Source organism: Kribbella sp. NPDC043289 (assembly GCF_056436705.1).
In genome coordinates, this window is record NZ_JBWKCB010000002.1 from 482,706 (window position 1) to 508,520 (window position 25,815).

The 25,815-nt window shown below is 70.0% G+C and carries 25 protein-coding genes; 13 read left to right on the forward strand and 12 right to left on the reverse strand.

What is annotated here, in order from left to right:
• The first annotated feature begins 54 nt into the window (after positions 1 to 54).
• The 3 genes from AC0662_RS14145 to purH are packed head-to-tail and all read left to right on the forward strand — an operon-like array spanning position 55 to position 3,513.
• Positions 55 to 1,305, forward strand: coding sequence for a cell division protein PerM (locus AC0662_RS14145; protein WP_478300806.1), 1,251 nt, complete (start codon positions 55 to 57; stop codon positions 1,303 to 1,305).
• Between the two features lie 10 nt (positions 1,306 to 1,315).
• Positions 1,316 to 1,957 (forward strand): phosphoribosylglycinamide formyltransferase, encoded by a 642-nt coding sequence (gene purN, locus AC0662_RS14150; protein ID WP_452200739.1) that lies wholly within the window; start codon positions 1,316 to 1,318, stop codon positions 1,955 to 1,957.
• Positions 1,954 to 3,513 carry a bifunctional phosphoribosylaminoimidazolecarboxamide formyltransferase/IMP cyclohydrolase gene (gene purH / locus AC0662_RS14155; RefSeq protein ID WP_478300809.1) on the forward strand — a complete coding sequence of 520 codons (1,560 nt, stop codon included), beginning with the start codon at positions 1,954 to 1,956 and terminating at the stop codon, positions 3,511 to 3,513. Before purN ends, purH begins: the two co-directional genes overlap by 4 nt.
• A 61-nt stretch (positions 3,514 to 3,574) precedes the next feature.
• Here purH and AC0662_RS14160 read toward each other — a convergent pair whose 3' ends face one another.
• The 4 genes from AC0662_RS14160 to AC0662_RS14175 all read right to left on the reverse strand — a co-directional run bounded on the left by AC0662_RS14160 (position 3,575) and on the right by AC0662_RS14175 (position 7,528).
• On the reverse strand, positions 3,575 to 3,796 hold the full coding sequence (locus AC0662_RS14160; RefSeq protein ID WP_452200742.1) for a hypothetical protein: 222 nt from the start codon (positions 3,794 to 3,796) through the stop codon (positions 3,575 to 3,577).
• Positions 3,797 to 3,840: 44 nt separating this feature from the next.
• Entirely contained in the window at positions 3,841 to 4,110 is a 270-nt protein-coding gene (locus AC0662_RS14165; RefSeq protein WP_478301919.1) for a DUF3017 domain-containing protein, read from the reverse strand.
• A 37-nt stretch (positions 4,111 to 4,147) separates the two neighbouring features.
• Positions 4,148 to 5,005: a bifunctional methylenetetrahydrofolate dehydrogenase/methenyltetrahydrofolate cyclohydrolase gene (locus AC0662_RS14170; RefSeq protein WP_478300811.1), complete on the reverse strand. Its 858-nt coding sequence runs from the start codon at positions 5,003 to 5,005 to the stop codon at positions 4,148 to 4,150.
• Positions 5,006 to 5,443: 438 nt separating this feature from the next.
• Entirely contained in the window at positions 5,444 to 7,528 is a 2,085-nt protein-coding gene (locus AC0662_RS14175) for a glycosyltransferase family 39 protein (RefSeq protein ID WP_478300813.1), read from the reverse strand.
• A gap of 167 nt (positions 7,529 to 7,695) precedes the next feature.
• Here AC0662_RS14175 and AC0662_RS14180 point away from each other — a divergent pair, with 167 nt between their 5' ends.
• Positions 7,696 to 8,685, forward strand: a complete 990-nt coding sequence (locus tag AC0662_RS14180; protein ID WP_452200747.1) for a pirin family protein — start codon at positions 7,696 to 7,698, stop codon at positions 8,683 to 8,685.
• On the opposite strand, the gene AC0662_RS14185 is transcribed toward AC0662_RS14180, so the two are convergent.
• Positions 8,682 to 8,993 (reverse strand): cupin domain-containing protein, encoded by a 312-nt coding sequence (locus AC0662_RS14185; RefSeq protein WP_478300815.1) that lies wholly within the window; start codon positions 8,991 to 8,993, stop codon positions 8,682 to 8,684. The genes AC0662_RS14180 and AC0662_RS14185 overlap by 4 nt on opposite strands.
• A gap of 71 nt (positions 8,994 to 9,064) precedes the next feature.
• On the opposite strand from AC0662_RS14185, the gene AC0662_RS14190 reads away from it, so the two are divergent.
• A complete protein-coding gene (locus tag AC0662_RS14190) occupies positions 9,065 to 9,985 on the forward strand; it encodes a helix-turn-helix domain-containing protein (RefSeq protein WP_478300817.1) in 921 nt (306 codons plus the stop codon).
• Here the strand turns inward: AC0662_RS14190 and AC0662_RS14195 are convergent.
• Positions 9,973 to 10,611, reverse strand: a complete 639-nt coding sequence (locus AC0662_RS14195; RefSeq protein WP_452200753.1) for a phosphotransferase — start codon at positions 10,609 to 10,611, stop codon at positions 9,973 to 9,975. The two genes, AC0662_RS14190 and AC0662_RS14195, sit on opposite strands and share 13 nt — an antisense overlap.
• A 69-nt stretch (positions 10,612 to 10,680) precedes the next feature.
• Between AC0662_RS14195 and AC0662_RS14200 the strand changes: the two genes are divergently transcribed.
• The 4 genes from AC0662_RS14200 to AC0662_RS14215 all read left to right on the forward strand — a co-directional run bounded on the left by AC0662_RS14200 (position 10,681) and on the right by AC0662_RS14215 (position 16,485).
• Positions 10,681 to 11,127, forward strand: coding sequence for a GNAT family N-acetyltransferase (locus AC0662_RS14200; protein ID WP_478300820.1), 447 nt, complete (start codon positions 10,681 to 10,683; stop codon positions 11,125 to 11,127).
• Between the two features lie 29 nt (positions 11,128 to 11,156).
• A complete protein-coding gene (locus AC0662_RS14205) occupies positions 11,157 to 12,398 on the forward strand; it encodes a hypothetical protein (protein ID WP_478300822.1) in 1,242 nt (413 codons plus the stop codon).
• Positions 12,399 to 12,451: 53 nt separating this feature from the next.
• On the forward strand, positions 12,452 to 13,162 hold the full coding sequence (locus tag AC0662_RS14210; RefSeq protein ID WP_478300824.1) for a transporter substrate-binding domain-containing protein: 711 nt from the start codon (positions 12,452 to 12,454) through the stop codon (positions 13,160 to 13,162).
• A gap of 74 nt (positions 13,163 to 13,236) precedes the next feature.
• Positions 13,237 to 16,485 carry a S8 family serine peptidase gene (locus AC0662_RS14215; RefSeq protein WP_478300826.1) on the forward strand — a complete coding sequence of 1,083 codons (3,249 nt, stop codon included), beginning with the start codon at positions 13,237 to 13,239 and terminating at the stop codon, positions 16,483 to 16,485.
• A gap of 57 nt (positions 16,486 to 16,542) precedes the next feature.
• Here AC0662_RS14215 and AC0662_RS14220 read toward each other — a convergent pair whose 3' ends face one another.
• Positions 16,543 to 17,535, reverse strand: a complete 993-nt coding sequence (locus AC0662_RS14220) for a malate dehydrogenase (protein ID WP_452200763.1) — start codon at positions 17,533 to 17,535, stop codon at positions 16,543 to 16,545.
• Between the two features lie 169 nt (positions 17,536 to 17,704).
• Between AC0662_RS14220 and AC0662_RS14225 the strand changes: the two genes are divergently transcribed.
• Positions 17,705 to 18,802, forward strand: a complete 1,098-nt coding sequence (locus tag AC0662_RS14225) for a glycerophosphodiester phosphodiesterase (protein ID WP_478300828.1) — start codon at positions 17,705 to 17,707, stop codon at positions 18,800 to 18,802.
• Between the two features lie 16 nt (positions 18,803 to 18,818).
• Positions 18,819 to 19,625 (forward strand): spermidine synthase, encoded by an 807-nt coding sequence (locus AC0662_RS14230; protein WP_478300830.1) that lies wholly within the window; start codon positions 18,819 to 18,821, stop codon positions 19,623 to 19,625.
• On the opposite strand, the gene AC0662_RS14235 is transcribed toward AC0662_RS14230, so the two are convergent.
• Positions 19,588 to 20,106 carry a helix-turn-helix domain-containing protein gene (locus AC0662_RS14235; RefSeq protein WP_478300832.1) on the reverse strand — a complete coding sequence of 173 codons (519 nt, stop codon included), beginning with the start codon at positions 20,104 to 20,106 and terminating at the stop codon, positions 19,588 to 19,590. The two genes, AC0662_RS14230 and AC0662_RS14235, sit on opposite strands and share 38 nt — an antisense overlap.
• Before the next feature lie 58 nt (positions 20,107 to 20,164).
• Between AC0662_RS14235 and AC0662_RS14240 the strand changes: the two genes are divergently transcribed.
• Positions 20,165 to 21,013: an MOSC domain-containing protein gene (locus AC0662_RS14240; RefSeq protein ID WP_478300834.1), complete on the forward strand. Its 849-nt coding sequence runs from the start codon at positions 20,165 to 20,167 to the stop codon at positions 21,011 to 21,013.
• A gap of 11 nt (positions 21,014 to 21,024) precedes the next feature.
• On the opposite strand, the gene AC0662_RS14245 is transcribed toward AC0662_RS14240, so the two are convergent.
• Positions 21,025 to 21,495 (reverse strand): lamin tail domain-containing protein, encoded by a 471-nt coding sequence (locus AC0662_RS14245; protein ID WP_452200775.1) that lies wholly within the window; start codon positions 21,493 to 21,495, stop codon positions 21,025 to 21,027.
• A 116-nt stretch (positions 21,496 to 21,611) separates the two neighbouring features.
• Positions 21,612 to 22,370, reverse strand: coding sequence for an MBL fold metallo-hydrolase (locus tag AC0662_RS14250; RefSeq protein WP_478300836.1), 759 nt, complete (start codon positions 22,368 to 22,370; stop codon positions 21,612 to 21,614).
• 82 nt (positions 22,371 to 22,452) lie between these two features.
• Here AC0662_RS14250 and AC0662_RS14255 point away from each other — a divergent pair, with 82 nt between their 5' ends.
• Positions 22,453 to 23,406 carry a GlxA family transcriptional regulator gene (locus tag AC0662_RS14255; RefSeq protein WP_478300838.1) on the forward strand — a complete coding sequence of 318 codons (954 nt, stop codon included), beginning with the start codon at positions 22,453 to 22,455 and terminating at the stop codon, positions 23,404 to 23,406.
• Here AC0662_RS14255 and AC0662_RS14260 read toward each other — a convergent pair.
• Together AC0662_RS14260 and AC0662_RS14265 are read right to left on the reverse strand one after the other, a co-directional pair.
• Positions 23,382 to 23,642 (reverse strand): hypothetical protein, encoded by a 261-nt coding sequence (locus AC0662_RS14260; RefSeq protein WP_452200781.1) that lies wholly within the window; start codon positions 23,640 to 23,642, stop codon positions 23,382 to 23,384. The two genes, AC0662_RS14255 and AC0662_RS14260, sit on opposite strands and share 25 nt — an antisense overlap.
• A 75-nt stretch (positions 23,643 to 23,717) precedes the next feature.
• Entirely contained in the window at positions 23,718 to 25,742 is a 2,025-nt protein-coding gene (locus tag AC0662_RS14265) for a CAP domain-containing protein (protein ID WP_478300840.1), read from the reverse strand.
• Positions 25,743 to 25,815 lie beyond the last annotated feature (73 nt).

Genomic DNA, 25,815 nt, shown 5'->3' on the forward strand with positions numbered 1-25,815 from the left:
ACCCGGCGTGTCAGGACGAGCGGTATCCGGGTGCGGAGAGACCATGGGGGTCAGATGACCGACATGCTGAGCCGCCCGGGCGCGCGGGACGGTGAATCGAATACAGCGCCGACGTCGGAGATCGCCGCCCAGACCAAGCCGTTGGTCGTGTCGGCCGTGATCTCAGCCGGAGCCTGCCTGCTGACCGGTCTGCTCACCTGCGCCGCGGTTGCCGTGATCGGCTGGCTGGCGGCGACGTTCGGCGGCGCCTCGGGTGCGGTCCGGGCCGGTGCGGCAGCCTGGCTGGTCGCGCACAAGGCCAGCGTCACGCTCGGCACCGGCCACATCAGCGTCGCACCGCTCGGTCTGACTCTGTTCCTCGCCTGGTGCCTGTACCGCGGCGGTAAGTCCGCCGCCCGCTCAAGCGCGGCCGACCGGACCAGGGACCTGCTCATGCTGGCCGGCGCCTTCGCGCTGATCTACGCCCTCGGTGCGCTCGTTGTGGCGCTGTTCACGGCGGATGGACCGCTGAAGGTCTCCCCGTTGTCCGCGTTCCTCGGCGCCTTCTGCCTAGCCCTGGTCGCCGGTGCGGCGGGGATCGTCGTCGAGTCCGGTGCGGGTGAGGACATCGCCGACGCGACACCGGCTGGGCTGCGGGACGCCGTACCGGCTGCGCTCGCCGCCGTGCTGACCGTGATCGCGCTCGCGGCGGTGCTGTACGCCGTACTGCTCGCGATCCACTTCTCCCGGATCACCGGGATGCTCGAACTCCTGAACGCCGGTGTGATCGGGTCGGTCGTGCTGTTCGCGATCTGCCTGATGCTGGTGCCGAACATGATCCTGTACGTCGTCGCGTTCCTCGCCGGGCCTGGTTTCCAGCTCGGGACCGGGACCACGATCGCGCCGACCGGCGTGGACGTCGGGAACCTGCCCGCCCTCCCGCTGCTGGCCGCGGTGCCCGAGGACGGCTCCACTCCGCCGTACGTGCTGGCGCTGACGGCCGTCGTACCGCTGATCGCCGGCGTGGTCGCGGGACTGGTCGTCGTACGGCGTGGGCTCGCGGAGCGGGACGCGAACGCACTCGGCTGGGACGCGTTCGCGCTGCGTGGCGGGATGTCGGCGCTGCTCGCGGGGGTCGTGCTGTACGTGCTGATGGCGTTGTCGGGTGGCTCGGCCGGGCCGGGCCGGATGTCCGCGATCGGGGTGCCGGCCGCGCTGTCGGCGGCCGGTCTGCTGGCGGCTGGGATGGCGATCGGGGCCGCGATCACGGCCGCCGTGGCGTCCGCACGCCGACCGGCTGACGATGCAGGGGAAGTCGAGCGATAGGCTTCCCGCCGTGACTTCTGCTGCGGACTCCGCTGTGTCTGATTCCGGGCAGGCACGCCTCGTCGTGCTCGTCTCGGGGTCGGGGTCGAACCTGCAGGCCTTGCTGGACGCGTGCGCCGACCCGGCGTACGGCGCCCAGGTCGTCGCCGTCGGTGCCGACCGGGACGGGATCGCCGGGCTGGACCGCGCCGCGGCCGCCGGGGTGCCGACGTTCGTCCACAAGGTCAAGGAGTACCCCGAGCGGGTCGACTGGGACCGGGCGCTGACCGCGTCGGTCGCGGAGCACAAGCCCGACCTGGTGGTGTCGGCCGGGTTCCTGAAGCTGGTCGGGGACGACTTCCTCGGCGCCTTCGGCGACCGGTACATCAACACCCACAACGCGCTGCTGCCCGCCTTCCCCGGGATCCACGGTCCCCGGGACGCGATCGAGTACGGCGTGAAGGTGGCCGGCGCGACGCTGTTCTTCGTGGACGGCGGCGTCGACACCGGGCCGATCATCGCGCAGGTCGTGGTCGACGTCGAGGACGACGACACCGAAGAAACCCTGACCGAGCGGATCAAGGAGGTCGAACGCCGCCAGCTGGTGGAGTGGGTCGGCCGGCTGGTCCGTGACGGCTGGACCATCACCGGACGAAAGGTTCGACTGAAGTGAGCACCGACCGCAGGCCGATTCGGCGAGCGCTGATCAGCGTGTACGACAAGACCGGCCTGGAGGAGCTCGCTTCCGCGCTGTCCGCGGCGGGCGTGCAGATCGTGTCCACCGGTTCGACGGCGGCGCGGATCGCCGCCGCGGGTGTCGCGGTGACCAAGGTCGAGGAGCTGACCGGGTTCCCGGAGTGCCTCGACGGGCGGGTCAAGACGCTGCACCCGATGGTGCACGCCGGGCTGCTGGCCGACGTCCGCCGCGAAGAGCACGTCGCGCAGCTGCGCGAGATGCGGGTCGAGCCGTTCGACCTGCTGGTCAGCAACCTGTACCCGTTCTCGGAGACGGTCGCGTCCGGCGCGTCGGTCGACGAGTGCGTCGAGCAGATCGACATCGGCGGGCCGTCGATGGTGCGGGGTGCCGCGAAGAACCACGCGAACGTCGCGGTCGTGACGTCGCCGGCGCAGTACGACCTGCTGTACTCCGTGCTCGACGAGGGCGGTTTCTCGCTGGAGGACCGGCAGAAGCTCGCCGCCGCGGCGTACGTGCACACCGCGGAGTACGACATCGCGGTCGCGTCGTGGATGGGCAACGTGCTCACCGACAGCAGCGAGGGCTCGGGCTTCCCGTCCTGGATCGGTGCGTCGTGGGACAAGTCCGCCGTACTGCGTTACGGCGAGAACCCGCACCAGCCGGCGGCCCTGTACCTGAACGGCCGCGGCGGGCTGGCGGCCGCGGAGCAGTTGCACGGCAAGGAGATGTCGTACAACAACTACGTCGACGCCGACGCGGCTCGCCGTACCGCGTATGACTTCAGTGAGCCCGCGGTCGCGATCATCAAGCACGCGAACCCGTGCGGCATCGCGGTCGGCAAGGACATCGCCGAGGCGCACCGGCGCGCGCACGAGTGCGACCCGGTGTCGGCGTACGGCGGTGTGATCGCGACGAACCAGCCGGTCTCGGTGGACATGGCCAAGCAGGTCGCGGAGATCTTCACCGAGGTCCTGGTCGCTCCCGGGTACGACGAGGGCGCGGTCGAGATCCTGCAGGGCAAGAAGAACATCCGCCTGCTCGTGGCGCCCGCCGTCGACCAGAGCGAGCCGGTTGAGCTGCGCGCCATCAGCGGCGGCCTGCTGCTCCAGCACCGCGACCGCTTCCAGGCCCCCGGTGACGACCCGTCGGCGTGGACCCTCGCGGCCGGCGACGCCGCCTCGCCCGAGGTGCTCGCCGACCTGGCGTTCGCCTGGAAGGCCTGCCGCGCGGTGAAGTCGAACGCGATCCTGCTGGCCGCGGACGGCGCCTCGGTCGGCGTCGGCATGGGTCAGGTCAACCGCGTCGACTCCTGCCGCCTGGCCGTCTCCCGCGCCGGCGAGCGCGCAGCCGGTTCGGTCGCCGCCTCGGACGCCTTCTTCCCGTTCCCCGACGGCCTCGAGGTCCTGATCGAGGGCGGCGTCAAGGCCGTCGTCCAGCCCGGCGGCTCCATCCGCGACGAAGCCGCCATCGAAGCCGCCACCAAGGCCGGCATCACCATGTACTTCACCGGAACCCGCCACTTCTTCCACTAACAGGCGGGCTCACCCGCTGGGGACTGTGGACAAGCAATTGCTTGTCCACAGTCCCCAACTGCTATCCGAGGAACCTCAGCCGGTACGCGACCTGGTGGCCGTTGGGGCCGTTCTCGGCGACCCACCAGTTGCCGGTGGCAAGGGTGGTGGACCAGCGGGCGATGCGGCCGTCGTCGAGGACGGCGGGTGGCATGAGGTTGCCGAAGCCGTCGTTCCAGGAGTCGACGTACACGCGTGCGACCTGCGGACCGTCGGCGGTGGAGGCGGGGCGAAGAGTCACCATCCGCCGGATTATTCCGCCGCCGAGTGCCGGCTGCACGCGGATTGTCAGTTGGGGATGATCAGGCCCAGGACGGCGATTGCGATGGCGGTGAGGAACAGGAAGGCGATGTCGAACATGCGGCTGCGGACGCGCAGCAGCCCGGCGGCGCTGTCGGAGAGCGCGGCTCGGAGCAGGCCTGCCAGGCCAACGGCACCGGCGAAGACCAGTACGCCGTTGCGCCAGTTGTAGAACCACAGCACGACCAGGCCGGCGAGACCGGCCAGCAAGGACAACGCGAGCGGCCATTGGCTGCGCGGCTTGGCCTCGCCCGCCATCAGCACGTCACACTCGTCTCAGCCAGCCCGCGGGAACTCACTGGGCAAGGCTCGCTTCAGCGGCCTCGACGACGTTGGTGAGCAGCATCGCGCGGGTCATCGGGCCGATACCACCGGGCATCGGGGCGATCCAGGACGCCTCTTCGCGGGCGGCGGTCTCGATGTCGCCGACGATCTTCCCCTCGGCGTTGCGGCTGGTGCCGACGTCGAGGAGGACGGCGCCGGGCTTCACCATGTCCGCGGTGATCAGGCCGGCCGAACCAGCGGCGGCGATCACGATGTCGCCGGTGCGCACCACGGCGGCGAGGTCCTTGGTGCCGGTGTGGCACTGGGTGACGGTCGCGTTCTCGCTCCGCCGGGTGAACAGCAGGCCCATCGGCCGGCCGGCGGTCACTCCACGGCCGACGACGACCACGTGCGCGCCGGCGATCGGGACGTCGTACCGCCGGAGGATCTCGACGCAGCCCTTCGGGGTGCACGGGAGCGGACCGTCCTGGCCGAGGACGAGCTTGCCGAGGCTCATCGGGTGCAGACCGTCGGCGTCCTTGGCGGGGTCGATCAGGCCGAGGATCGTGTTCGTGTCGACGTGCTTGGGGAGCGGGAGCTGGACGATGAAGCCGGTGCACTCCGGGTTCTCGTTGAGCTCCTGGACCTTCGCGGCGATCTCGTCCTGGGTCGCGGTGTCCGGCAGCTCGACCTGGATCGAGGAGATCCCGACCGCCGCGCAGTCGCGGTGCTTGCCGGCCACGTAGGCCCGGCTGCCCGGGTCGTCGCCGACCAGAATCGTGCCGAGCCCGGGCACCACACCCTGCTCGGCGAGCTTCGCGACCCGGAGCTTCAACTCGTCCTTGATCGCTGCCGCCGTCGCCTTACCGTCCAGAATCTGCGCCGTCACGACTCCAGAGTCTGCCACGCCCCCGACCCCACCCCACACCCGGACCGCCAACACTCACCAACTCCACCACCCCACCCGCCCTCCCACCGCAAAACCCACCCGCCAACCCCGATTCCCCCAGTTGCTGAGTGCCACAGATCCGACCCACCAGCCGGACGGCTCGAGATAGGGCGCCGGCTGGTTGTGCGGGGTGTGGCCGGCGAACTCCGGGGTGCGGATCTGGCGGGGTTGATGGGTGCGGTGGTGCCGGGGCCGCCGGGGTTGGCGGGCGCGGGGCCAGCGGGTTGAGGGGTGCGGGGCCAGCGGGTTGGCGGGTGCGGGGCCAGCGGGTTGGGGGGAGGTGCGGAGCGCCAGGCCATCACAATCGGGGGTTGGCCGGGCGCTCCCGTGGGGCGCCCGGCCGAGAAGGGGATTGTGATGGGCTGGGGGTCCGGTCGGTCAGCTTGTCAGGTTGTAGACGGTGGTGGTGCCGACTGTGGTGGCTGTGTAGGTGGACTCGACCCAGGACTGGATCTCGCTCGCCGCGGAGGAGCCGCCGCGTCCGCCGCCGCCTTGGCCGCCGGCGATGTAGTACGAGATCTTGCCTTCGGCCACCCATTGCTTGAACTGCGCAAGGGTCGGTGCGTCGTCGGTGCCGCTGAAGCCGCCGATGGCGATGACGGACTTGCCGGTGGCGAGTTCGAGCGAGGCCGCCGACTGTGAACCGCTGGTTGCCGCGGCCCAGGTCGTGGTCGTCTTCTCGAGCAGCGCCGTCAGCTCGCTGCTCGCCGACGCGTCGCCGCCCATCCCGCCCCCGCCCTGAGGCCCGCCAGCCTCCGAAGCCCCTGCGGACCCCGTGGCCCCGGTGGACCCGGTGGACCCGGTGGACCCGGTCGAGCCGGTGCCGGTGCCGGTCTGGCCGGTGGAGTTTGAAGTGCTGGTGCCTGGGGGTTGGGGTGCGCCGGTGGAGTTTGTTGGCGGGGTGCCGCCGGGGCCGCCGTTTCCGCGCGTCGCGCCGCCCATGCCGCCGCCCATTGCGCTGCTGCTCGGACCGGACGTCGGGATCGACCCGTTGTGCGCCTGCGATGCGGTGGCTGCCGCGTACGCCGTGCTCCCGAGCCCGAGCGACACCACCACCGCCAGCACCAGAGCCGGCAACGCCCGCCGCAGCCGACGCCCGGCGAGCAGTAGGAGCGTGGCGATCGCGCCGGCCGCGAGGACGGCGTACTTCGCCCACGGCGCGAAGTCCGGCGTACGGGTCAGCAGCACGTAGTCCCACACCGCCGTCGGCACGATCATTGCGGCCAGCAACCACCGCTGTCGCCGCCCGATCCAAGCGCCCAGCGCGACCAGGCCGGCAATGGCCGGTGCCAGCGCAACCGCGTAGTACGGATGCACGGTCCCGCTCATGAAGCTGAAGACGCCCGCGGTCACCAGCAACCAGCCGCCCCACAGCACCAGCCCGGCGCGCAGCAGATCGGTCCGCGGCGCCCGGCGCGTCACCCACAAGCCGCCGACCAACGCGATCAGGGCCGCCGGCAACAACCACGTGATCTCGGTGCCGAACGAATCACCGAACATCCGCGTGATCCCCGCGGTCCCACCGAACCCGGTGTTCCCGCCGCCACCCATACCGCCGCCGCCCCCGCCGCCGTTGCCTTCGCCGCCCAGCAACCGCCCGAGACCGTTGTACCCGAGCGCCAGCTCCAGCAGCGAGTTGTTGGTCGACCCACCGATATACGGCCGGCTCGACGCGGGCCACAGCTCCACGAGGGCGACGTACCACCCGGCGCTGACGATCACCGCGCCCAACGCCCCGAGCAGATGCAGCAATCGCCGCCGGACCGAGGTCGGCGCCGCGATCAGATACACCAGCCCGAACGCAGGCAGTACCAGGAATGCCTGCATCATCTTGGTCAGGAACGCGAACCCGATCGCGACACCCGCCAACATCAACCACCGGGCCGATGCACGCGACAGCGACCGTACGACGAAGTACGCCGCGGCCACCATCAGCAGCACGAGCAACGCGTCCGGGTTGTTGAACCGGAACATCAGTACGGCGACCGGCGTCAGCGCCAGCGCACTACCGGCGATCAACCCCGCGACGGGGCCGGCCACCCGCTTGACGGTCAGGTACAGCAGTCCGACCGCGGCGATCCCCATGAACGCCTGCGGGGCGAGCACCGTGAAGCTGTTGAACCCGAACACCCGCGCGAACGCCGTCGCCACCCACAACGCACCCGGTGGTTTGTCGACCGTGATCACGTTCCCCGCGTCGAGCGAGCCGAACAGCCACGCCTTCCAGCTCTGTGTCCCGGCGAGTTGGGCCGCGGCGTAGAAGCTGTTGCCGTACCCCGACGCGGTCAGGTTCCACAGGTAGAGGAACGCCGTACCGACCAGCATCGCGAGCGCGGCCGGCCGGACGTACGCCGCCTGCTCGGCGGGCCCGCGAAGCACTCGCCGGAGTCTGCCGGGCGGTCGGACCGGCGGGTCGGCGGGTGGGTCCTGCGGCCCTCGGGGCCGGTCGAGCAGCGTCGTCATGATCGTCTCCAGTTCGCGGATCGGTTCCGCTGGCGACGATGACAAGTGGGTCTTCGGCGTCCCTGGACGGCGGCTGGGAGGTCGCTGTGAACCGGGAATGCGGGCGGTCTTGCCGCGGTTCGGGCAGATAGTTTATTCTTGAACTACCAACCAGCGAGGAGCACACCATGCCCGCCGTGACCGTCAGCGACATCACCGTCCTGCCCCGGATCAGCCCGCAGGATCCCGCCGTCGTGCGCGAGCGCCCGGTCAAGTCGGTGACCTCGGCGCCGAGCGGCTACGAAGGCGAGGGCTTCCCGGTCCGCCGGGCCTTCGCGGGTGTGGACCTCCGCGACCTGGACCCGTTCATCCACATGGACCAGATGGGCGAGGTCGAGTACGCGCCGGGCGAGCCGAAGGGCACGCCCTGGCACCCGCACCGCGGCTTCGAGACCGTGACCTACATGCTCGACGGGATCATGGAGCACCAGGACTCCAACGGTGGTGGCGGCGTCATCTCGAACGGTGACACCCAGTGGATGACCGCCGGCTCGGGCCTGCTCCACATCGAGACCCCGCCGGAGCACCTGGTGCTGAGCGGTGGCCTGTTCCACGGTGTCCAGCTCTGGGTGAACCTGCCGAAGGCGCTCAAATGGGCCCCGCCGCGCTACCAGGACATCCGTGGCGGCGACTCCGCGCTGCTCACCACGCCGGACGGCGCCTCGCTGATCCGGGTGATCGCCGGCTCGGTCGACGGTCACGACGGCCCCGGCTCGACGCACACCCCGATCAGCCTGGTGCATGCCACCGTAAGCCCGGGCGCGGAGATGGTCCTGCCGTGGCAGCCGGACTACAACGCACTCGTCTACGTCCTGGCCGGTCAGGGCACCGTTGGCGCCGAGCGGCGGGCGATCCGGAAGGGTCAGCTGGCCGTCTTCGGCCCCGGCGACACCATCCGTACGGCGGCCAGTACGTCGCAGTCGCAGGCGGAGCCGAACCTGGATGTCCTCGTCATCGGCGGCCGCCCGATCCGGGAGCCGATCGCCATGGCCGGGCCGTTCGTGATGAACACCCGCGCCGAGGTGGTCCAGGCCTTCGAGGACTTCCAGGCCGGCAAGCTCGGCAGCATCCCCGCCGTGCACGGTGCCCCGACCGAACTGCGCAGTACCGACAACTAACCCTCGGGGTAGAAGAGGAACAGCGTGCACCCCTGAGGGGACTGCGGAACGTGTGACGAACCGGCCGGGGCGTGGATGAACGAACCGGCCGGGTAGTCGCGGTCGCCGTCGTTGAAGACGCCGTCGACGACGAACACCTCCTCCGGACCCGGGTCGTGGACGTCGATGCCCTCCCAGCGTGACCCGGGTTCCATCTGCAACACGAATGCCTTGGCGACCTCCCCGGACCACAGGGGCCGGAGCTTGATGCCGGGGAAGAGTTCACGGACCGGTGCGTCGGCGAGCGACGCCCACTCGTAGTTCTGCATACCCCGATCCTCGCGTCCTCCACAGGCTTGTCCCCAGTGTCTGGATAGTCCCGATCAGGTACTTTCTTGCCATGCATCGCGTGGTCGCACTGGTGAGTCAGCCGCAGGCGAGTTTCGAGCTCGGGTGCGCGGCGGCGGTCTTCCGCGAGGCGCCGTACCGCTTCAGTGTGTGCACCGAGCGGCCGGGGAACGTGCGGACCACCGAGGGTTTCGACATGGTCGTCGCCTCGGGTCTGCGTGCCCTCGACCGGGCCGACACGATCGTCGTACCGGGGTGGCTGCCGATCAATCGCGAGCCGACAGCGGCCGTGACGAGAGCGCTGACGCGTGCCCACCGACGCGGAGCGCGCCTGGTGAGTATCTGCTCGGGCGCGTACGTGATGGCCGCGACCGGCCTGCTCGATGGTCGTCGCGCCGCAACCCATTGGCGGTACGCCGACGAGCTGCAACGCCGATTCCCCGCGGTCCAAGTGGATCCGGACGTGCTGTACATCGATCACGGTGACGTCGCGACGAGCGGCGGATCGGGGACCGGTATCGATCTGTGCCTGCAGTTGGTGCGCAACGATCAGGGCGCGGCGTACGCGTCCCGGGTGGCCCGGCGGATGGTGATGCCGCCGCATCGCGAAGGCGGTCAGGTGCAGTACCGCGACGAGCCCGAGCAGCCCGTGGAATCACTCGGCGAACTGCTCGACTGGGCCACGGAAAATCTCGCGGAAACGATCACGCTCGAGGATCTCGCAGGTCGCGCCAACGTTTCCGCACGAACTCTCGCCCGCCGGTTCGCGGAACAACTCGGGGTCCCGCCAGGGCAGTGGCTGCTCGCCCAGAGAATCGCCAGAACACGTTTTCTGCTCGAGGAAACAGAACTTTCCGTGGACACGATCGCGACCCGCGTCGGTCTGTCCTCGGCGACCAATCTGCGCCGGCGGTTCCGCGCCGCACTGCACACCACGCCGAGCGCGTACCGCCGGGCGTATCAGGGCAAGTAGTCGTCGGTGTCGACCGCGATGTACTGCTCGATCCGCGGATCGTCCGGATCGCCGCCGTACAACTCGACGAAGCGCCGCGCCGCGGGTGGTCCGCCGTACTGCGGGTTCAGGGTGCCGCGAAGGCTCTGGAACATGAGCGCGAGGTCGACGTACCGGTCGCCGGTGCCGAGCCAACTCACGTCGAGCACTCCGGTGAAACGCAGCGTCGAAGGGTCGATGAAAACGTTCGGTGCGCAGTAGTCCCCATGGGTCACGGCCGAGCCGTCGCCGGGGAAGGGGGAGGCGAACGGGCAGTCGGTGAGCTCGTCCAGTGCGCGCAGGCCGGCGGCCATCGCGGCGAGCACGGCCGGGCGGTCGGCGGCGGGCCAGTCCTGGGACGCGTCCCGGCCGGGCAACTCGGCGGTCAGAAGCCAGTTGTTGCCGCGATCAACGATCTGTGGGCACGGGAAACCGGTCGAGCCGAGCCAGGCCAGCCGATCGGCCTCGGCGTCCAGGACCTGACCTTCCTTGTAATACAGGCGTTCCGAGCCGCGGTCGAGCCGGACGACGGTCGCTTCGGAGCAACCCAGAGCGATCGGTGCGGCGCGATCGGCGCCGAACCGATCCTGGAGAGCAGTGAGGTCCACTCGCCGGAGGCTACGGTGCGACGTCCGAGCGGTCTAGGCTATTTCTGCACACCGACCAAGGATGCCCCCATGATCAGACCCGCGACGCCGGCCGACGCGGGGGTCGTCACGGCCATCGCCCGGGCGGCCTTCGAGCACTACATCCCCCGGATCGGCCTGCCTCCGATCCCGATGACGATCGACTACACCGCGGCCGTCAACGGCGCCAAGGTGTGGGTCGCCACCGATGACGACAGTGGGGCCGTCAGAGGTTTCGTACTGCTGGAGGACGAGCCCGACTCGCTCCTGCTCGACGTCCTCGCCGTCGCGCCGGACGCCCAGGGCACCGGCCTCGGCTCCGCCCTGCTGACGTTCACCGAGGATCAGGCCCGCGAGCGCGGATACCGCCGCATCACCCTGTGTACCAACGAAGCGATGACCGAGAACCTCAGCTACTACCCGCGCCACGGGTACGTCGAGACCGGTCGGGAGACCATCCTCGATCGCCGTCGCGTGTTGTTCGAGAAAACGCTCTGAATGGCCCTGGTGAGTCGCATTCTTGCCCCATGACGATGGACAGCGCGGTCGACTGCCCGCAGTGCGGCCGCCCGTTGCCGACCGACGCGCGCTACGCGATCTGGTGCCGGCACTGTGAGTGGAACTTGGAGCCGGCGCCCGCGCAGCCGGACCGGCAGGTCGAGCGCGAGCGCAAACTGGCGGATGCCCTGGCCGAGCGACCCGCGTCCGGACCGGAACGTTCGCTGAGCGCTTTCCTGCTGTCGCTGCCGGTGCTACTGGTGCCGCTCCCCGGACTGCTCGGCGGACTCGCGCTGCTCGTGTTCTACCGCCCGTTCCTGTTCGGCGTCCCGTTCGCCGCGATCCTCTTCGTCATCACCGCGATCTTCCGCCCGCGCATCACCCGCCTCCCGGACAGCGCCCAGCCGGTGACCAGAGAACAGGCTCCCCAGCTGTACGACGTCCTCGACCGCCTCGCCGGTCAGACCGGGACGCCGAAACTGCAGAGCGTCGTGGTCACCACCGACACCCGTATCGCGATCGACCGCATCGGCCTGAGCTACCGCCGTACCCTCCGGCTCGGTCTCCCGTCGTGGACCGTCCTCGGACCGCAGGAGCGGTACGCCGCCCTCGCGCACGCCCTGTACGACGACCAGCGCAGCGTGCACGACCGCGTCCTCGGCGCGGCCCAGCACGTCATCGGTGAACTGGCGGCGACTGTGTCCCCCGGTGCACTCGACTCGGCCGGTGAGTGGCGGGCCAAGCACTCCGAAGGTGTGGATGTCGTGGTCGGGCGTGGCGAGGGCCAGATCGCGCACCATCGGATGACCCAGATCGCGAACGCCGTCCTCGGCCCGCCGATCCGCGCGTACCACCGGCTGCTGCGTCGGCTCGATCTGGCCGGGCGGCAACGGCGCGAGTACCGGATCGACCGGCGCGTGGCCGAGCTCGTCGGCTCCGAGCCGACCGCCGCGTCCCTGGAGCGGGTCCTGCTCGCCGGCATCTGTTATCGCGCACTCGAGCGCGCCGTTCGGTTCGATCGCACGGGCGATCCGCTCGACGCGGTACGACGTACCGCGGCCGAGATCCCCGACCATGAGTTCGCGCGACTGGTGCGGGTCGATCGGGCGTGCAACGGGCGCAGCGACGCGGAGCATCCGCCGACCTGGCAACGGACCCGTCTGCTCCGCGCGCATCCGGCGCCGACGACGACGGTGTTCGCCCCCTCGAGGGACGACGAGCTGGCCCCGGCCGCCCGAGCCGCCGCGGCGACCCTGCGAGATCACGACTGACAAGATCCGTCAGTCGTCAGCCGGGTCCAAGGCGGGCGGATAAGGTCGCCGCTATGACGACTGTTGCCACCGACCTGGCGCCGACCGGTGTCCTGCGGGCCTCGATCAACCTCGGTAACCCGGTCCTCGCGCAGGGCACCCCGGACGCGCCCGGCGGCGTCACCGTCGACATCGCGCGGGAGCTGGCCAAGCGGCTGGACCTGCCGCTGGAGCTGCTGTGTTTTGACGCGGCACGGAAGTCGTTCGAGGCGATGACGACCGGTCAGGCGGACCTCTGCTTCCTCGCGATCGAGCCCGCACGGGCTGCCGAGGTGGCGTTCACGGGCCCGTACGTCGTGATCGAAGGAGTCTTCGCCGTACCGCGGGACTCGGCGTTGACCGCGGTGGCCGACGTGGACGCGCCTGGCGTGCGGATCGGGGCGAAGCAGGGCTCGGCGTACGACCTGTACCTGACCAGGACCTTGCAGCAGGCGACGGTGGTGCGGGGTGCGGACGGTGTCGACGTGTTCCGGGCCGAAGGGCTGGAGGTGGCCGCGGGCATCCGGCAGCCGATCTCGCAGTACGTCGCCGAGCACGCGGACCTGCGGTTGATCGACGAGCGGTTCATGCAGATCCAGCAGGCCGTCGGGACGTCCAAGGCGAAGCAGCCCGAGACGGTTGCGTACCTTCACGACCTGATCGAGGACCTCAAGTCCACCGGCTTCATCGCCGCCTCACTGGCCGCCGCCGGCCAGGACAGCGGACTGGTCGCACCACCTGCCTGAAACTGAGGCAACCCCTGAGGCCGGTTGCGGCGTTCTAAGAGTGCGCAGACAACCGTCTTCTGGGGAGGCCCTGAGTGAGTTCGAGATCTACGCGTAGAGCAACGCCCGCGATCGCCGTTCTGGCGGTCGCGGGCCTTGCCGCCAGTACGTTGGCCGGTCAAGCACCGGCGCAGGCGGCACCATCCGGCCAGTCGGCCACCGTCCACACGGCAGCCAAGGACATCCGCGTCACATTGATCACCGGTGACCGCGTCGTCCTGCGCGGCGGCGACCTGACCAAGGCGACGGTCGAACCCGGTGCCGGCCGGCAGGACGTCGGCTTCACCACACACCGCACCAAGGACCACATGTATGTGATCCCGGCCGACGTCACCAAGCAGGTGGGCGACGGCCGGATCGACCGCCGGCTCTTCGACGTCGCTGAGCTGCTCAAGGACGGGTACGACGACGCGTCGACGAGCACCATCCCGGTCCTGACGACGTACTCCGGGGCCGCCGCGGCGAAGCGCGCCGTACCGGCCGGGGCCAAGGTCACCCGGCAGCTGCCGTCGATCGGTGGGGCGGCGCTGAAGGTCAGCAAGAGCAGCGCCAAGACGTTCCTGAGTTCGGCCGGGTTCAGCAAGCTCTGGCTGGACGGCAAGCGCAAGCTGATGCTGGACCAGTCGGTTCCGCAGATCGGTGGACCGGTCGCGTGGCAGGCGGGGTACACCGGGAAGGGAGTGCCGGTCGCGGTGCTCGACACCGGTGTCGACGCGACCCATCCCGATCTCGCGACGCAGATCGCGGGGGAGAAGAACTTCACCACCGAGTCCGCCGACGACCTCGTCGGCCACGGTACGCACGTCGCATCGACGATTGCCGGTACGGGCGCGGCGTCGGGTGGACGCTACAAGGGCGTCGCGCCGGACGCGCGGATCTACGACGGCAAGATCTGCGAGGTGTGGGGGTGCGAGGACTCCGCGATCCTGGCCGGGATGGAGTGGGCCGCGCGCGACGTCAAGGCGAAGATCGTCAACCTCAGCATCGGCGGCCAGGACACGCCGGACCTCGACCCGGTCGAGGAGGCCGTGAACCGGCTGACCGCCGAGACCGGCACCCTGTTCGTAGTTGCTGCAGGCAACGAAGGTCCCGGTGACGCGACGATCAGCTCGCCGGGCAGCGCCGACGCGGCGCTGACCGTCGGCAACGTCACCAAGCAGGACCAGCTGAACCTGACCTCGAGTCGTGGACCGCGCATCGGTGACAGCGCCCTGAAGCCGGACGTCACCGCTCCCGGTACGGACATCGTCGCCGCGAAGTCGAAGGACTCGTCGATCGGCGAACCGGTCGGCGACCAGTACCTGCGGCTCTCCGGGACGTCGATGGCCACGCCGCACACCGCCGGCGCCGCCGCGATCCTGCTGCAGGAGCACCCGTCCTGGACGCCGGCCGAGCTGAAGGCCGCGCTGATGGGTTCGGCCAAGGTCGCGGCCGGCCAGACGTCGTTCCAGCAGGGCGCTGGCCGGATCGACCTGACCACCGCGATCAAGCAGTCCGTGGTCGCTGAGCCGGGCAGCGTGTCGTTCGGCAAGGCGTCGTACCCGCACACCGACGACCAGCCGGTGACTCGCGCGGTGACCTTCCGGAACCTCGGCGACGCGGCGGTCACGTTGTCGTTGTCGTCTGTGCTGACCGGTCCGGACGGCGCGGCGGCTCCGGGCGGTGCGCTGAAGCTGAGCGCCGACTCGGTTACGGTCCCGGCTGGCGGTACGGCGTCCGTGCAGGCGACATCGGACACCACACTCGGTGGCGCCGACGGGCTGTACAGCGGTCGCATCACCGCCACGGGAGGCGGCCAGACGGTCGTCGTACCGGTGGGGGTGGACAAGGAAGTGCCGACGTACACCCTGACGGTCAAGTCGATCCGGCGGGACGGGGCGCCGGATCCGGACTACCCGGTGCACCTCGTCGGCGTCGACAACGACCGGAGCGAGATCTACAGTCCGGACGCGGACGGCACGGTGACGATCAGGGTGCCGCAGGGCGAGTACGTGCTCAACCAGTTCCAGGAGTTCGAGCGCGGGCCCGAGGACTGGATCTTCTTCACGCTGCTCGCGCCGAGCGTCAAGCTCAGCGGCGACCAGACGGTCGTCCTCGATGCGCGCAAGGCGAAGCCGGTCACCACCTCGGTACCGAACGCCGGCGCTGTCGACGCGTTCTCCGACATCGGGTTCGCCCGGACGATCAAGGACAGTACGTACAACTACACCGCCGCGGGCTTCAAGCTCGGCGAGTTCTTCACCTACAACGCGGGGCCGAAGCTGACGGCCGCCGAGCTGACGGGACACGTGACGTCACAGTGGGGTGTGCCGGGTGCGGACGGGTACTTCACGAACACGCCGTACCTGTACGGGATCGCGAACTACTTTCCGGGCGACTTCCCGACCGGTTTCGACCGGTTGGTGCAGCAGTCCGACCTCGCGACCGTGGACAGCACGGTGAACTCGGCCGACGGCGCACGACTGTTCAAGATGCTGTCCTCACAGGGGCCGGGCGGCGGGTGGGCCCGAGTGATCCGCCTCGACCCGCCACGGACGATCCGGTACTACGTCGACCAGACGCCGTACGGCTGGGCCGGCGATACCCAGGACGACACCGACGGCCCGGACTTCCCGAGCGCGCGCTGGCGCCTCGTGGGCGACCCGGTGATCTACAAGGCCGGGCGGCAGTACACGGAACGCTGGAACGCGGCGACGTTCGTCCCGTCGGTGTATGCCGCGACGCGGTCCGCCGACAAGCTGACCATCAGCATGTACGGGCTGAGTGACGCCGACGGTCACCGCGGTTTCATCGACCGGACGTCCCAGAGTACGAAGCTCTACCGGGACGGGACCGAGGTCGGATCGTCGGACAAGTTCGGTTTCGTCGACGTCGCGGGCCAGCCGGCGGGTAAGGCGGCGTACAAGCTGGTCACGACCGGGACGCAGGCGGTCTGGCCGTTCTCGACCCGGACCGACCTGGAAGCGACCTTCACGTCGTCCGCGGATCAGTCGAGCGTCCCGATCCACACCGTGCGCTTCCGGCCGGATGTCGACGGCAACAACACGATGGTGCGCAAGCCGGTCACGGTCCTGCCGTTCGAGGTCACCGGCGGTCCGGTGACGAAGGTGAAGATCGAGTACTCCGGTGACGCGGGTGCCACCTGGCATCAGGCGCCGGCCACGGGTGGCAAGGCGATCTTTCCGACGCCTGCCGGTCAGGCCGTGTCGTTGCGTTCGACCGCGACCGATGCGGCCGGCAACAGCACCACGCAAACGGTGATCGCCGCCTACACGCTGCGGTGAGAACAGCAGCAGGGCCCCCGGGACGCGTCCCGGGGGCCCTGCTGTCAACGTGCTGGGTCAGCCGATCAGGCCGAGCGCCTTCACCGCGTCGCGCTCCTCGGTGAGCTCGGCGACCGAGGCGTCGATCTTGCCGCGGGAGAACTCGTTGATGTCCAGACCCTGGACGATCTCCCAGTTGCCGTCCTTGGTGGTCACCGGGAACGACGAGATCAGGCCCTCGGCGACGCCGTACGAACCGTCGGAGACGACCGCCATCGAGGCCCAGTCACCGTCGGCGGTGCCGCGCAGCCAGTCGCGGGTGTGGTCGATGGTGGCGGCCGCGGCGGAGGCGGCCGAGGACGAACCCCGGGCCTCGATGATCGCGGCGCCGCGCTTCTGCGTGGTCGGCAGGAAGTCGTTCTCCACCCAGGCCTGGTCGTTGACGACCTCGGCCGCGTTCTTGCCGGCCACCTCGGCGTGGAAGATGTCCGGGTACTGCGTCGCGGAGTGGTTGCCCCAGATCGTCATCTTCTTCAGGTCGGTGACGTGCACACCGGTCTTCTTCGACAGCTGCGCCAGCGCCCGGTTGTGGTCCAGGCGGGTCAGCGCCGAGAACCGCTCGGCCGGGATGTCCGGCGCGTTGCTCTTCGCGATCAGGGCGTTGGTGTTCGCCGGGTTGCCGGTGACGGTGATCCGGATGTCGTCCGCGGCGTGGTCGTTCAGCGCCTTGCCCTGGCCGGTGAAGATCGCGCCGTTGGCCTCCAGCAGGTCACCGCGCTCCATCCCCTTGGTCCGCGGCCGCGCACCCACCAGCAGCGCGACGTTGACGCCGTCGAAGACCACGTTCGGGTCGTCGCCGATCTGGATCCCGGCCAGCGTCGGGAACGCGCTGTCGTCGAGCTCCATGACGACGCCCTCGAGCGCCTTCAGCGCCGGGGTGATCTCCAGCAGCCGCAGCTCCACCGGCGTGTCCGGCCCGAGCAGCGCTCCGCTCGCGATCCGGAACAGCAGGCTGTAACCGATATTCCCTGCGGCCCCGGTAACGGCCACCTTCACCGGTGTAGTGCTCACGACCAGCTCCTAGCTCATCAGATTGTGTGCTTCGGACGCTAGCAAGCTCCGCGCTCGTGTCCAACGCTGGGTTGCTCACATTCGGCGCGATCGTTCATCGAGCGGCTACGTGGCGTACGCCGGAGTACCGGAGATTGGCCCCAGTCCCCTGACGTGTTAGGAGAACCTCATGAAGCTGACCGGCCGGCTGATTCCGGTGACTGTCTCGGCGCTCGCGGTGGCCACCTCGGTCCTGGTCCCGCAGTCCGTCGACGCGACCAGCCATCACGACGACTTCGTGATCGTCGGTCACCGCGGTGCCTCCGGCTACCGCCCGGAGCACACGCTGGCGTCGTACGAGCTGGCCGCCCGGATGGGCGCCGACTTCATCGAGCCCGACCTGGTCACTACCAAGGACCACGTCCTGGTCACCCGCCACGAGCCCGAGATCAGCGGTACGACGGACGTCGCGGACCACCCGGAGTTCAAGGACCGCAAGAAGACCAAGCTGCTCGACGGCGTCGCCACCACCGGCTGGTTCACCGAGGACTTCACCCTCGCCGAACTGAAGACACTGCGGGCCAAGGAGCGGATCCCGGCGGTCCGCCAGCACAACACGATCTTCAACGGGCACTACCAGATCCCGACGTTCCAGGAAGTCATCGACCTCAGCAAGCGACTGTCCAAGGAGCTCGGCCGCCCGATCGGCATCTACCCCGAGACCAAGCACCCGACGTACTTCCGGCAGCAGGGTCTGCCGCTCGAGCCCGAGCTGGTCAAGACGCTCGACCGCAACGGCCTGAACAAGAAGGACGCCAAAGTCTTCGTCCAGTCCTTCGAGGTGTCGAACCTGAAGGCACTGCACAAGGAGCTGCGGGTCCCGCTGGTCCAGCTGACCAGCGCGAGCGGGGCGCCGTACGACTTCGTGGTGTCCGGGGACAAGCGCACGTACGCCGATGTGGTCAGCGCGAACGGTCTGCGCGAGGTCGCGACGTACGCCGCCGGGGTGGGCCCGAGCAAGGACCAGGTGATCCCGCTGGACGCGACCGGCAAGCTCGGGAAGCCGACCGCGCTGGTCGCCGACGCGCACAAGGCCGGCCTGGTCGTGCACCCGTACACGTTCCGGGTCGAGAACACTTTCCTCCCGGCGGACTTCGACAGCTCCACGAACCCGAACGACTCCGGCAACCTGTTCGGCGAGATCGCGGCGTACCGGAAGGCCGGGATCGACGGTTTGTTCACCGACAACACCGATGTGGCAGTGGCGGAGGAGCGCGAGGCCAAGTAGCTGGGATGATGGGCGGGTGGAACGCAGGACGGCCTCCGGGCTCGCGAGTGTGGAGGCCGAGGCCGACGGTACGTTCGTGCTGCGCGTCGACGGATCACCGCAGTCGCAGGTCGATCTCGCGGACCCCACCCACCTCTCGTTCGAGTACATGCGCCGGATCGGCGACGTCGTGGACGCGGTCGCGCCGCGACGTCAGCCGGTCGCGGTCGCGCACATCGGCGGCGCGGCGCTGAGCCTGCCGCGGTACGTCGCCGCGACCCGCCCGCGGTCCCGGCAGATCGTGCTCGAACCCGACGAGGACCTGACCGACTTCGTCCGCGAGGCGCTGCCGCTGCCGAAGCGGTCCGGGATCAAGGTCCGCCCGGTCACCGGCCGGGCCGGCATCACCGACCTGTACGACGACTCGATGGACCTGATGATCCTGGACGCCTTCGAACACGAGGCGGTCCCGGCGAACCTGGTGACCGCCGAGTTCTTCGCCGAGTGCGGGCGCGTCCTGCGACCGACCGGCGTGCTCGTCGCGAACCTGATCGACGGGAAGGCCGGCCTGCCGTTCATCCGGCGGACGGCCGCGACGGTGGCCGCCGCGGTTGGTTCAGGCGTTGTGCTCGCGGAGCGGAAGATCCTGCGGGGCAAGGGGTTCGGGAACGTCATCATGGTCGCGTCGCCGCAGCCGGTGCCCGATCTCATCGACGCGGGACGGCGGGCGCAACCGCCGTACGACGTGATGTCGCTGGGGGAGTTGGCGGGGAAAGCCGCGCCGCTGACCGATGCGGAAGGCTTCGTCACGCCGCGGGCGCCGGCCTCAGTCTTCCGGAGCTGAGTCGGTCGACTGCTTGAGCGACGGCAGAACGCTCGGCCGGAGTCGCGCCGACTGTTCTGACCAGGTGGTCCAGGCGGTCGCGTCCGGGGAGACGGGTGCCTTGGAGCCAGGCCTGGATCGTCGCGCGCGGGATGCCGGTCAGCTGTTCGAGGGTGCGGAGCGAGCGCGGCCGAACGAGGGCCGCGACGGCGTCACCGAGGTGTTCGAGAGTCTCGGCGTCGTCCAGCAGGCCGACGATGTCGCGTGGGTCCCGGCTCGCTTCCTGCCAGCGCCGATGCCACACGGGGAGCAGGTCCGCCGGCACTCCACAACCGGTGAGGTAGGCGGCGGCGACGTCCCAGGTCGGGAGCTGCTTGCCGCTCGCCGCGCGGATCAGGTGGGGGTGCGAGTAGTGGGCCCGGTCCGCCAACTGGCGGTAGCTGAGGCCGGCCTGGCGGCGGACGCGATGCAGCGCGGCGGCGAACCTTTCGACATCCTCCACGTGTTCAAACATAACTCAACATGTTTCAACAGTTCAAGGTCGGGCTAGGCTTGCGGTTGTGTCTGTTGCAAAGGTTGCCGCCCTGGCCTACTACCCGGTGAAAGGTCTCGCCGGGGTCCCCGTGGAGACCGCCGAGGTCGGTCCCACCGGTCTGCTGAACGACCGGCTGTTCATGTTGGTCGAGCCGGACGGGACGTTCCTCAGCCAGCGCAAGCTGCCCGCGATGGCGACACTGCGGGCCGCGCTCGACGGCGACGTACTGCGGCTGTCGGCGCCGGACGCCCCGGACCTCGACATCGAGATCAGGTACGACGGGAAGCGGCGCGACGTCAGCCTGTTCGGGAAGTGGTTCGGGCAGGGCGTGGTGCAGGACCCGGCCGCGGACGCGTGGTTCACCGAACGACTCGGTACGTCGGCCGCGCTGGTCCGGGTCACGCCCGAGCACGACCGGCCCGGCTGGGGCGCGCATCGCGGGCTCACCGGGTACGGCGACGCGCACGCGCTGATGATCACGTCGCAGGCGTCACTCGACGGGCTGAACGCGCGGATTCTCGAACGCGGCGGCGATGCGATCCCGATGAACCGCTTCCGGCCGAACATCGTGGTGTCCGGCTGGTCGGACCCGCACACCGAGGACAAGGTGCTGCGGATGACCGCCGGCGCGGTCGAGATCGGGTACTCCGCGCGCGGGATCCGCTGCGCCGTACCGACTGTCGACCAGGCGACCGGTGCCAAGTCCGGGCCGGAGCCGACGCGGACCTTGGCGACGTACCGGCGGGAACCCGCGTATGGCGGTGGGGTCAGCTTCGGCGTGAAGGCCGCGGTGCTTGCCCCCGGCATCGTTCGGGTCGGCGACGAGATCACCGTCCGGGATTGGATCCCGGACGGCACTGATCCCGCGCACTAGTTTTCAGCGTTTCAGCAGGCGACGCGGGCGCGACCGGCGACGGCCTTGTAGGAGCAGGTGTCGAAGGTCTTGCCGGCCGGGGTCTGGAAGCGGGCGGTGTCGCCGGTGTTGTTCCAGACGTACCAGCTCTGGTTCCAGTACAGGGTGAGGGCCCGGTTGCGGTTCTTGCCGGTCCGGACGATGACCGTCGACCGGCCCGGCAGCACGTAGCCGCGCGGGAACACGAAGACGTGGTTCGCGACATCCGCGACGCGGTACCCGGACAGGTTGATCGGCCGGGTGCTGATGTTGCGCACCGTGAAGAACTCGTTGTTCAGCTGGGCGTTGGTGCGGGTGTCCGCGCCCGGCGGGTCGTACTGGATGCCGCCGAGGACGACGGTGATCGCCGCCTCGGCCGAAAGCGGTGCGAGGATCGCCGTACCGGCGAGCACCACGGCGGCCGTGGCGGCGGAGAAGAGCAGGCGGAAACGTCGTACGAGCATAGGAATGTCCCCTTGGGCAGTGGGCCGATGATCCCCCGGCCCGAATGAGAATGACTGCCGGTCCCCCCGGCGGCGCAAACCTTAGTCGTAACTCTCCGTGCTCGTCAAGCGCTCAATCACACGTGCGTGGGGACGCCGTGCGGCAGCAGGTTCACGCGGTCCTCCAGGCCGGCGTCACGGAACGCGGTGATCAGCTGGTCCGGGCCCTCGGAGAAGTGCGTCCAGCCCTCGGTGTGGACCGGGACGATGGTTGCCCCGTCGAGGATGCGGGCGGCCTCGACCGCGTCCGTCGAGGTCAGCGTGAGGTTCGCGTTGTCGAGCAGACCGGTCCGCGCGGCGCCCGCGAACAGCACCGCGACGTCGATCGCCGGGAACCGGTCGGCGATCTCCTTCACCAGACCGAGCGACGCGTTGTCCCCTGACACGTAGACCGTCGGCAGCCCCTCGCCCTCCAGGACGAACCCGGTCACGAATCCGACGACCGCCTCGGCGCCCTCCGGGCCGTGCAGCGCCGGTACGCCGGTCACCGTGAGTACGCCGCCGTCGGGCCGCGGCAGCTCGATCGACTCCCAGTTCTTCAGCCCGCGGACGCCGGGGATGCGCACCGCCGCGCCCTCGGTCGACAGCACCGTCGGGATCGACGGCAGCAACGCCCGCCCGGCGTCGTCGAGGTTGTCCTTGTGCTCGTCGTGCGACACCAGCGCGACGTCGATCGGACCGAGCTCCGCGGCCGGGATCGCCGGGCCGATCAGCTTGGTCATCACCCGGCCCGGGAGCTGGTAGTCGCGGGGCTCGTCGAAGGCAGGGTCGACCAGGAACGTCAGGCCGCCGAGGGACAGGACGGCGGTCGGGCCGCCGATGTGCGTGATCTTCATGACCACGATCCTGCGCCCCCGCGGAGCGTCCGGCCATTGGCCCGGGAGCCATAGTTACCGAAGATCGGGCCATACTGGTGTGATGCGCACAGTAGCGGTCTTCGCGTACGGCGGGATGAGCCCGTTCCACCTCTCGGTGCCGTGCCTGGTCCTCGGCGAACGACGCGGACTTCCCGAGCGGTACGACGTACTCGTCTGCGCCGAGGAACCGGGAACGATGCCGACGAACGCCGGGTACGGGATCACCGTGGAGCACGGGCTCGAGGCGATGGACCGGGCCGACGTCGTGGTCCTTCCGAGTTGGGAGCCGGGGCTGGTCGCTTCCGACGTACTGCTGGAGACGATCCGGCGGGCGCACGCGCGAGGCGCGACCGTGGTCGGGTTGTGCGTCGGGGCGTTCCTGGTCGCGGAGAGCGGGATCGCGGAAGGGCGCGAGGTCGTGACGCACTGGCGATTCGCCGACGAACTGCGGTCGCGGTACCCGTCGCTGAACGTACGCGCCGACGTGCTGTGGTCCGATCAAGGCGACGTCATCACGTCCGCGGGTACGGCGGCTTCTCTGGACTGCTGCCTGCACTTGGTGCGGACGCATCACGGGGTCGAGATGGCGGAGAAGGTTGCCCGCGACATCGTGGTGGCGCCGCGTCGCAGCGGGTCGCAGGCGCAGTACATCCCGGTGCCGGTGCCGCCGGACCCGAGCGACGACGTGATCGAGAAGGCGATGGTGTGGGCCCGGGCGCGGCTCGACCAGCCGGTGTCACTCGACGACTGGGCCGGGGCGGTGGCGTTGTCCCGGCGTACGTTCACGCGGCAGTTCCGGGCCCGGACCGGGAGCTCGGGGCAGGCGTGGTTGCTGCGGCAGCGGCTCGACCGGGCGCGGTTGTTGTTGGAGACAACGGATCTGTCGGTCGACCGGGTGGCGAACGAGAGCGGGTTCGGCAGCAGCGACGCGTTGCGGCACCACTTCCACACCCTGCTGGGGACGACGCCGCAGCGGCATCGGCAGGAGTTCTACAGCAGCACGAGCAGGATGTAGATCACCGGCGCCGCGAACGTGACGAGCAGGATCCAGGCCATCATCCGGTGACCCGTCTTGCCGCGGTCGAGCGCGGAGGCGAAGTACAGCACGGCACCCTCTTCGGTGTGCCGGCTCAACCCCATCCGCTTGGCCTCCTCGGGCCGCGGATCCGGACGCTCCTCCGCGAACGCGTCCGGATGAATCCCGAAATGCGCCGGCCCGGCCCGATCCACATCATCACGCTCGGAAAACATCCAGCCTCCCGCAGGTTGGTGGACCAGGTCGTCAAACCATGGTCGCACCAACCCTCAGCAAGAGCGCTCCACCCACTACGAGAAGTTCGCCACCCACGCGTTGCGATCGGCGGTACCCGTCAGGCACAGCAGGATCTTGCAGTGCTCGGTGAAGCCGTAGCCCACCGCTGCGGTCGTCAACCCGCAGTTGAGGATCGTGCTCCTGCTCTGGGCCATCATCTGGTCGAACGCTTGCTTGGCCGTCCAGTCGTCGCCGCCCGCCGCGCTCATCGATCCACCGCTCGCCGTCAGGCGGCTGGCGGACTTCGACCGGCTGCCGGCGTCCGATCGCGAACTCGCCGTCATGTCGCTGTCACGCTTCAGCGGAGCGCAGCCGTTGCTCTTGCGTGCGCTGTCGATCATGTTGAACAGTTGCAGCTCGATCGGCTGCATCGAGCCGCCGTCCTCTGGCGGTGGCGGCGGGGTGGTGGTGGTCTTGGTCGGCTTGGGGGAGTCGATGGTGCGACCCGGGGTGGTGGGCGCGACCGTGGAGTGCTCGGTCGTCGGTGTCGACGTTGGCTCGGTCGTCTTCGGAGTGCGCGAGGGGACCGTGGTCGGGGACGTCGAGTCGGTCGGGGTGTCCGTCGGGGTGTCGGTGGGGGTCGCGGTCGGCGTGGTCGTCGGTGTGACGGTTGGCGTCGCCGTCGGCGCGACGGTCGGGCGGGCCGTCGGTGTCGAGGCCGCGGCCTTGGTCGACGGGGTGATGTAGGTGTCGTCGGTGCGCGTCACGATCGGTACGGACGCGTCGGCGTCGTCGTTCTGCGGCTGGTGCAGCAGGATCCACGAGATCGGCGTGATCACCAGCAGCACGGAAGCAATCGCAATCACCGTCCGCCGCCCCCGAGCGGACCGCCCAGCCGCCGCCGACCGAGCCGCAGCCCGCCGCCCCGGCCCACCGGCCCCAGACCCACCAGCCCCAGACCTCCCGGGCCCTGAACCACCAGGTCCAGATCCGCCCGGCCCGGAACCGCCGGCCCCGGAACGGCCAGGCCCAGAACCCGCCCGCCCACCAGCAAGCCCAGCAGCCCCCGCCGCACCCCCGACCCGATCCAGCCGCTCGCCATCCAGCCGCTCGCCACCAAGCCGCTCACTACCAAGCCGCTCACTACCAAGCCCGGCGCTGCCAACGTGGTCGCTCCCCATGCCGGCCGCCGCGCTGTAACCAGCACCACCGAGGCGGTCCACCCCGAGCCCGGCACTGCCTGCTCGATCGATGCGCACGCTGCGACGGTCCGTGCCGTCGCCGGTGCCGCCGAGGCGGGCTGCGGGGAGCTCGGAACTGCCGGTGCTGGGTGCTGTGTTGCTCGGGGTGTCGACCGGGGCTGCGGAGGCGCGGCGGGCGGCTGAGCCGCGGGCGGCGGCTGCCAGGTCGTCGGCCGCGGAAGCCGCCGCGGCTGAGGTTCCTGCAGTGGGCCCGCTGGGGGTGTTTGGCTGCGGGTCGGCCGCAGGGGTAGTGGCGCCTAGGGAGGCCCAGTCGTCGGCGGCTCGGCGGGTGGACCAGGTGCCGGCGGTTTCGCCGAGGTCCTGGTCCGCGGGGGTTTCCGGGCGCCGGGCCGTGCGGCGGGCGCGGGCCGGGGGTTCGGGGTCGCCCACGATCGACTGCTCGACCCACGACGGCGTACCGGCGGCGCGGCGGCCCGAGAGACCGGACGCGGAGTCTTCGGACGGGCGGCCGGCGTCGGCGGCCGGATAGCCGGCGGCCGGGTAGCTGATGGCCGGGTAATCGGCGGCTGGGTGTCCGGGGGTCGCGTGGTCCGGGGTCGCTTGGTCGGGGGCCGTGTAGCTGGGCAGCGCGGTGCGTGGCGCGTACTGCGGGGTGGCCGGGCGCGACTGGTTGCTGCCGGCCCAGAACGGCGACTCGCTGGACGTGCCGGCGTTCTGCGGGCTCGCCCAGTACGGCGACTCGTCGCTGGAGCGCGGCGCGTAGCGGGGTGGTTCGGGTGGCGGGGGCGGGGTGGTTTCCGCGGGCGGGGTGGACCGGGTGCCGGATCGCGACGAGCGGGACGCGGCCCGGGTCGCCTTCCTGCGTGGTTTGTACCGGCCGTTACCGGACTCGGACATTATTTCGTTGTTCCCTTCCCAGGACGTGCCTCATCAACCGTCCAGCCGGAGCCCCCCAGGAACGTCCGGCAGC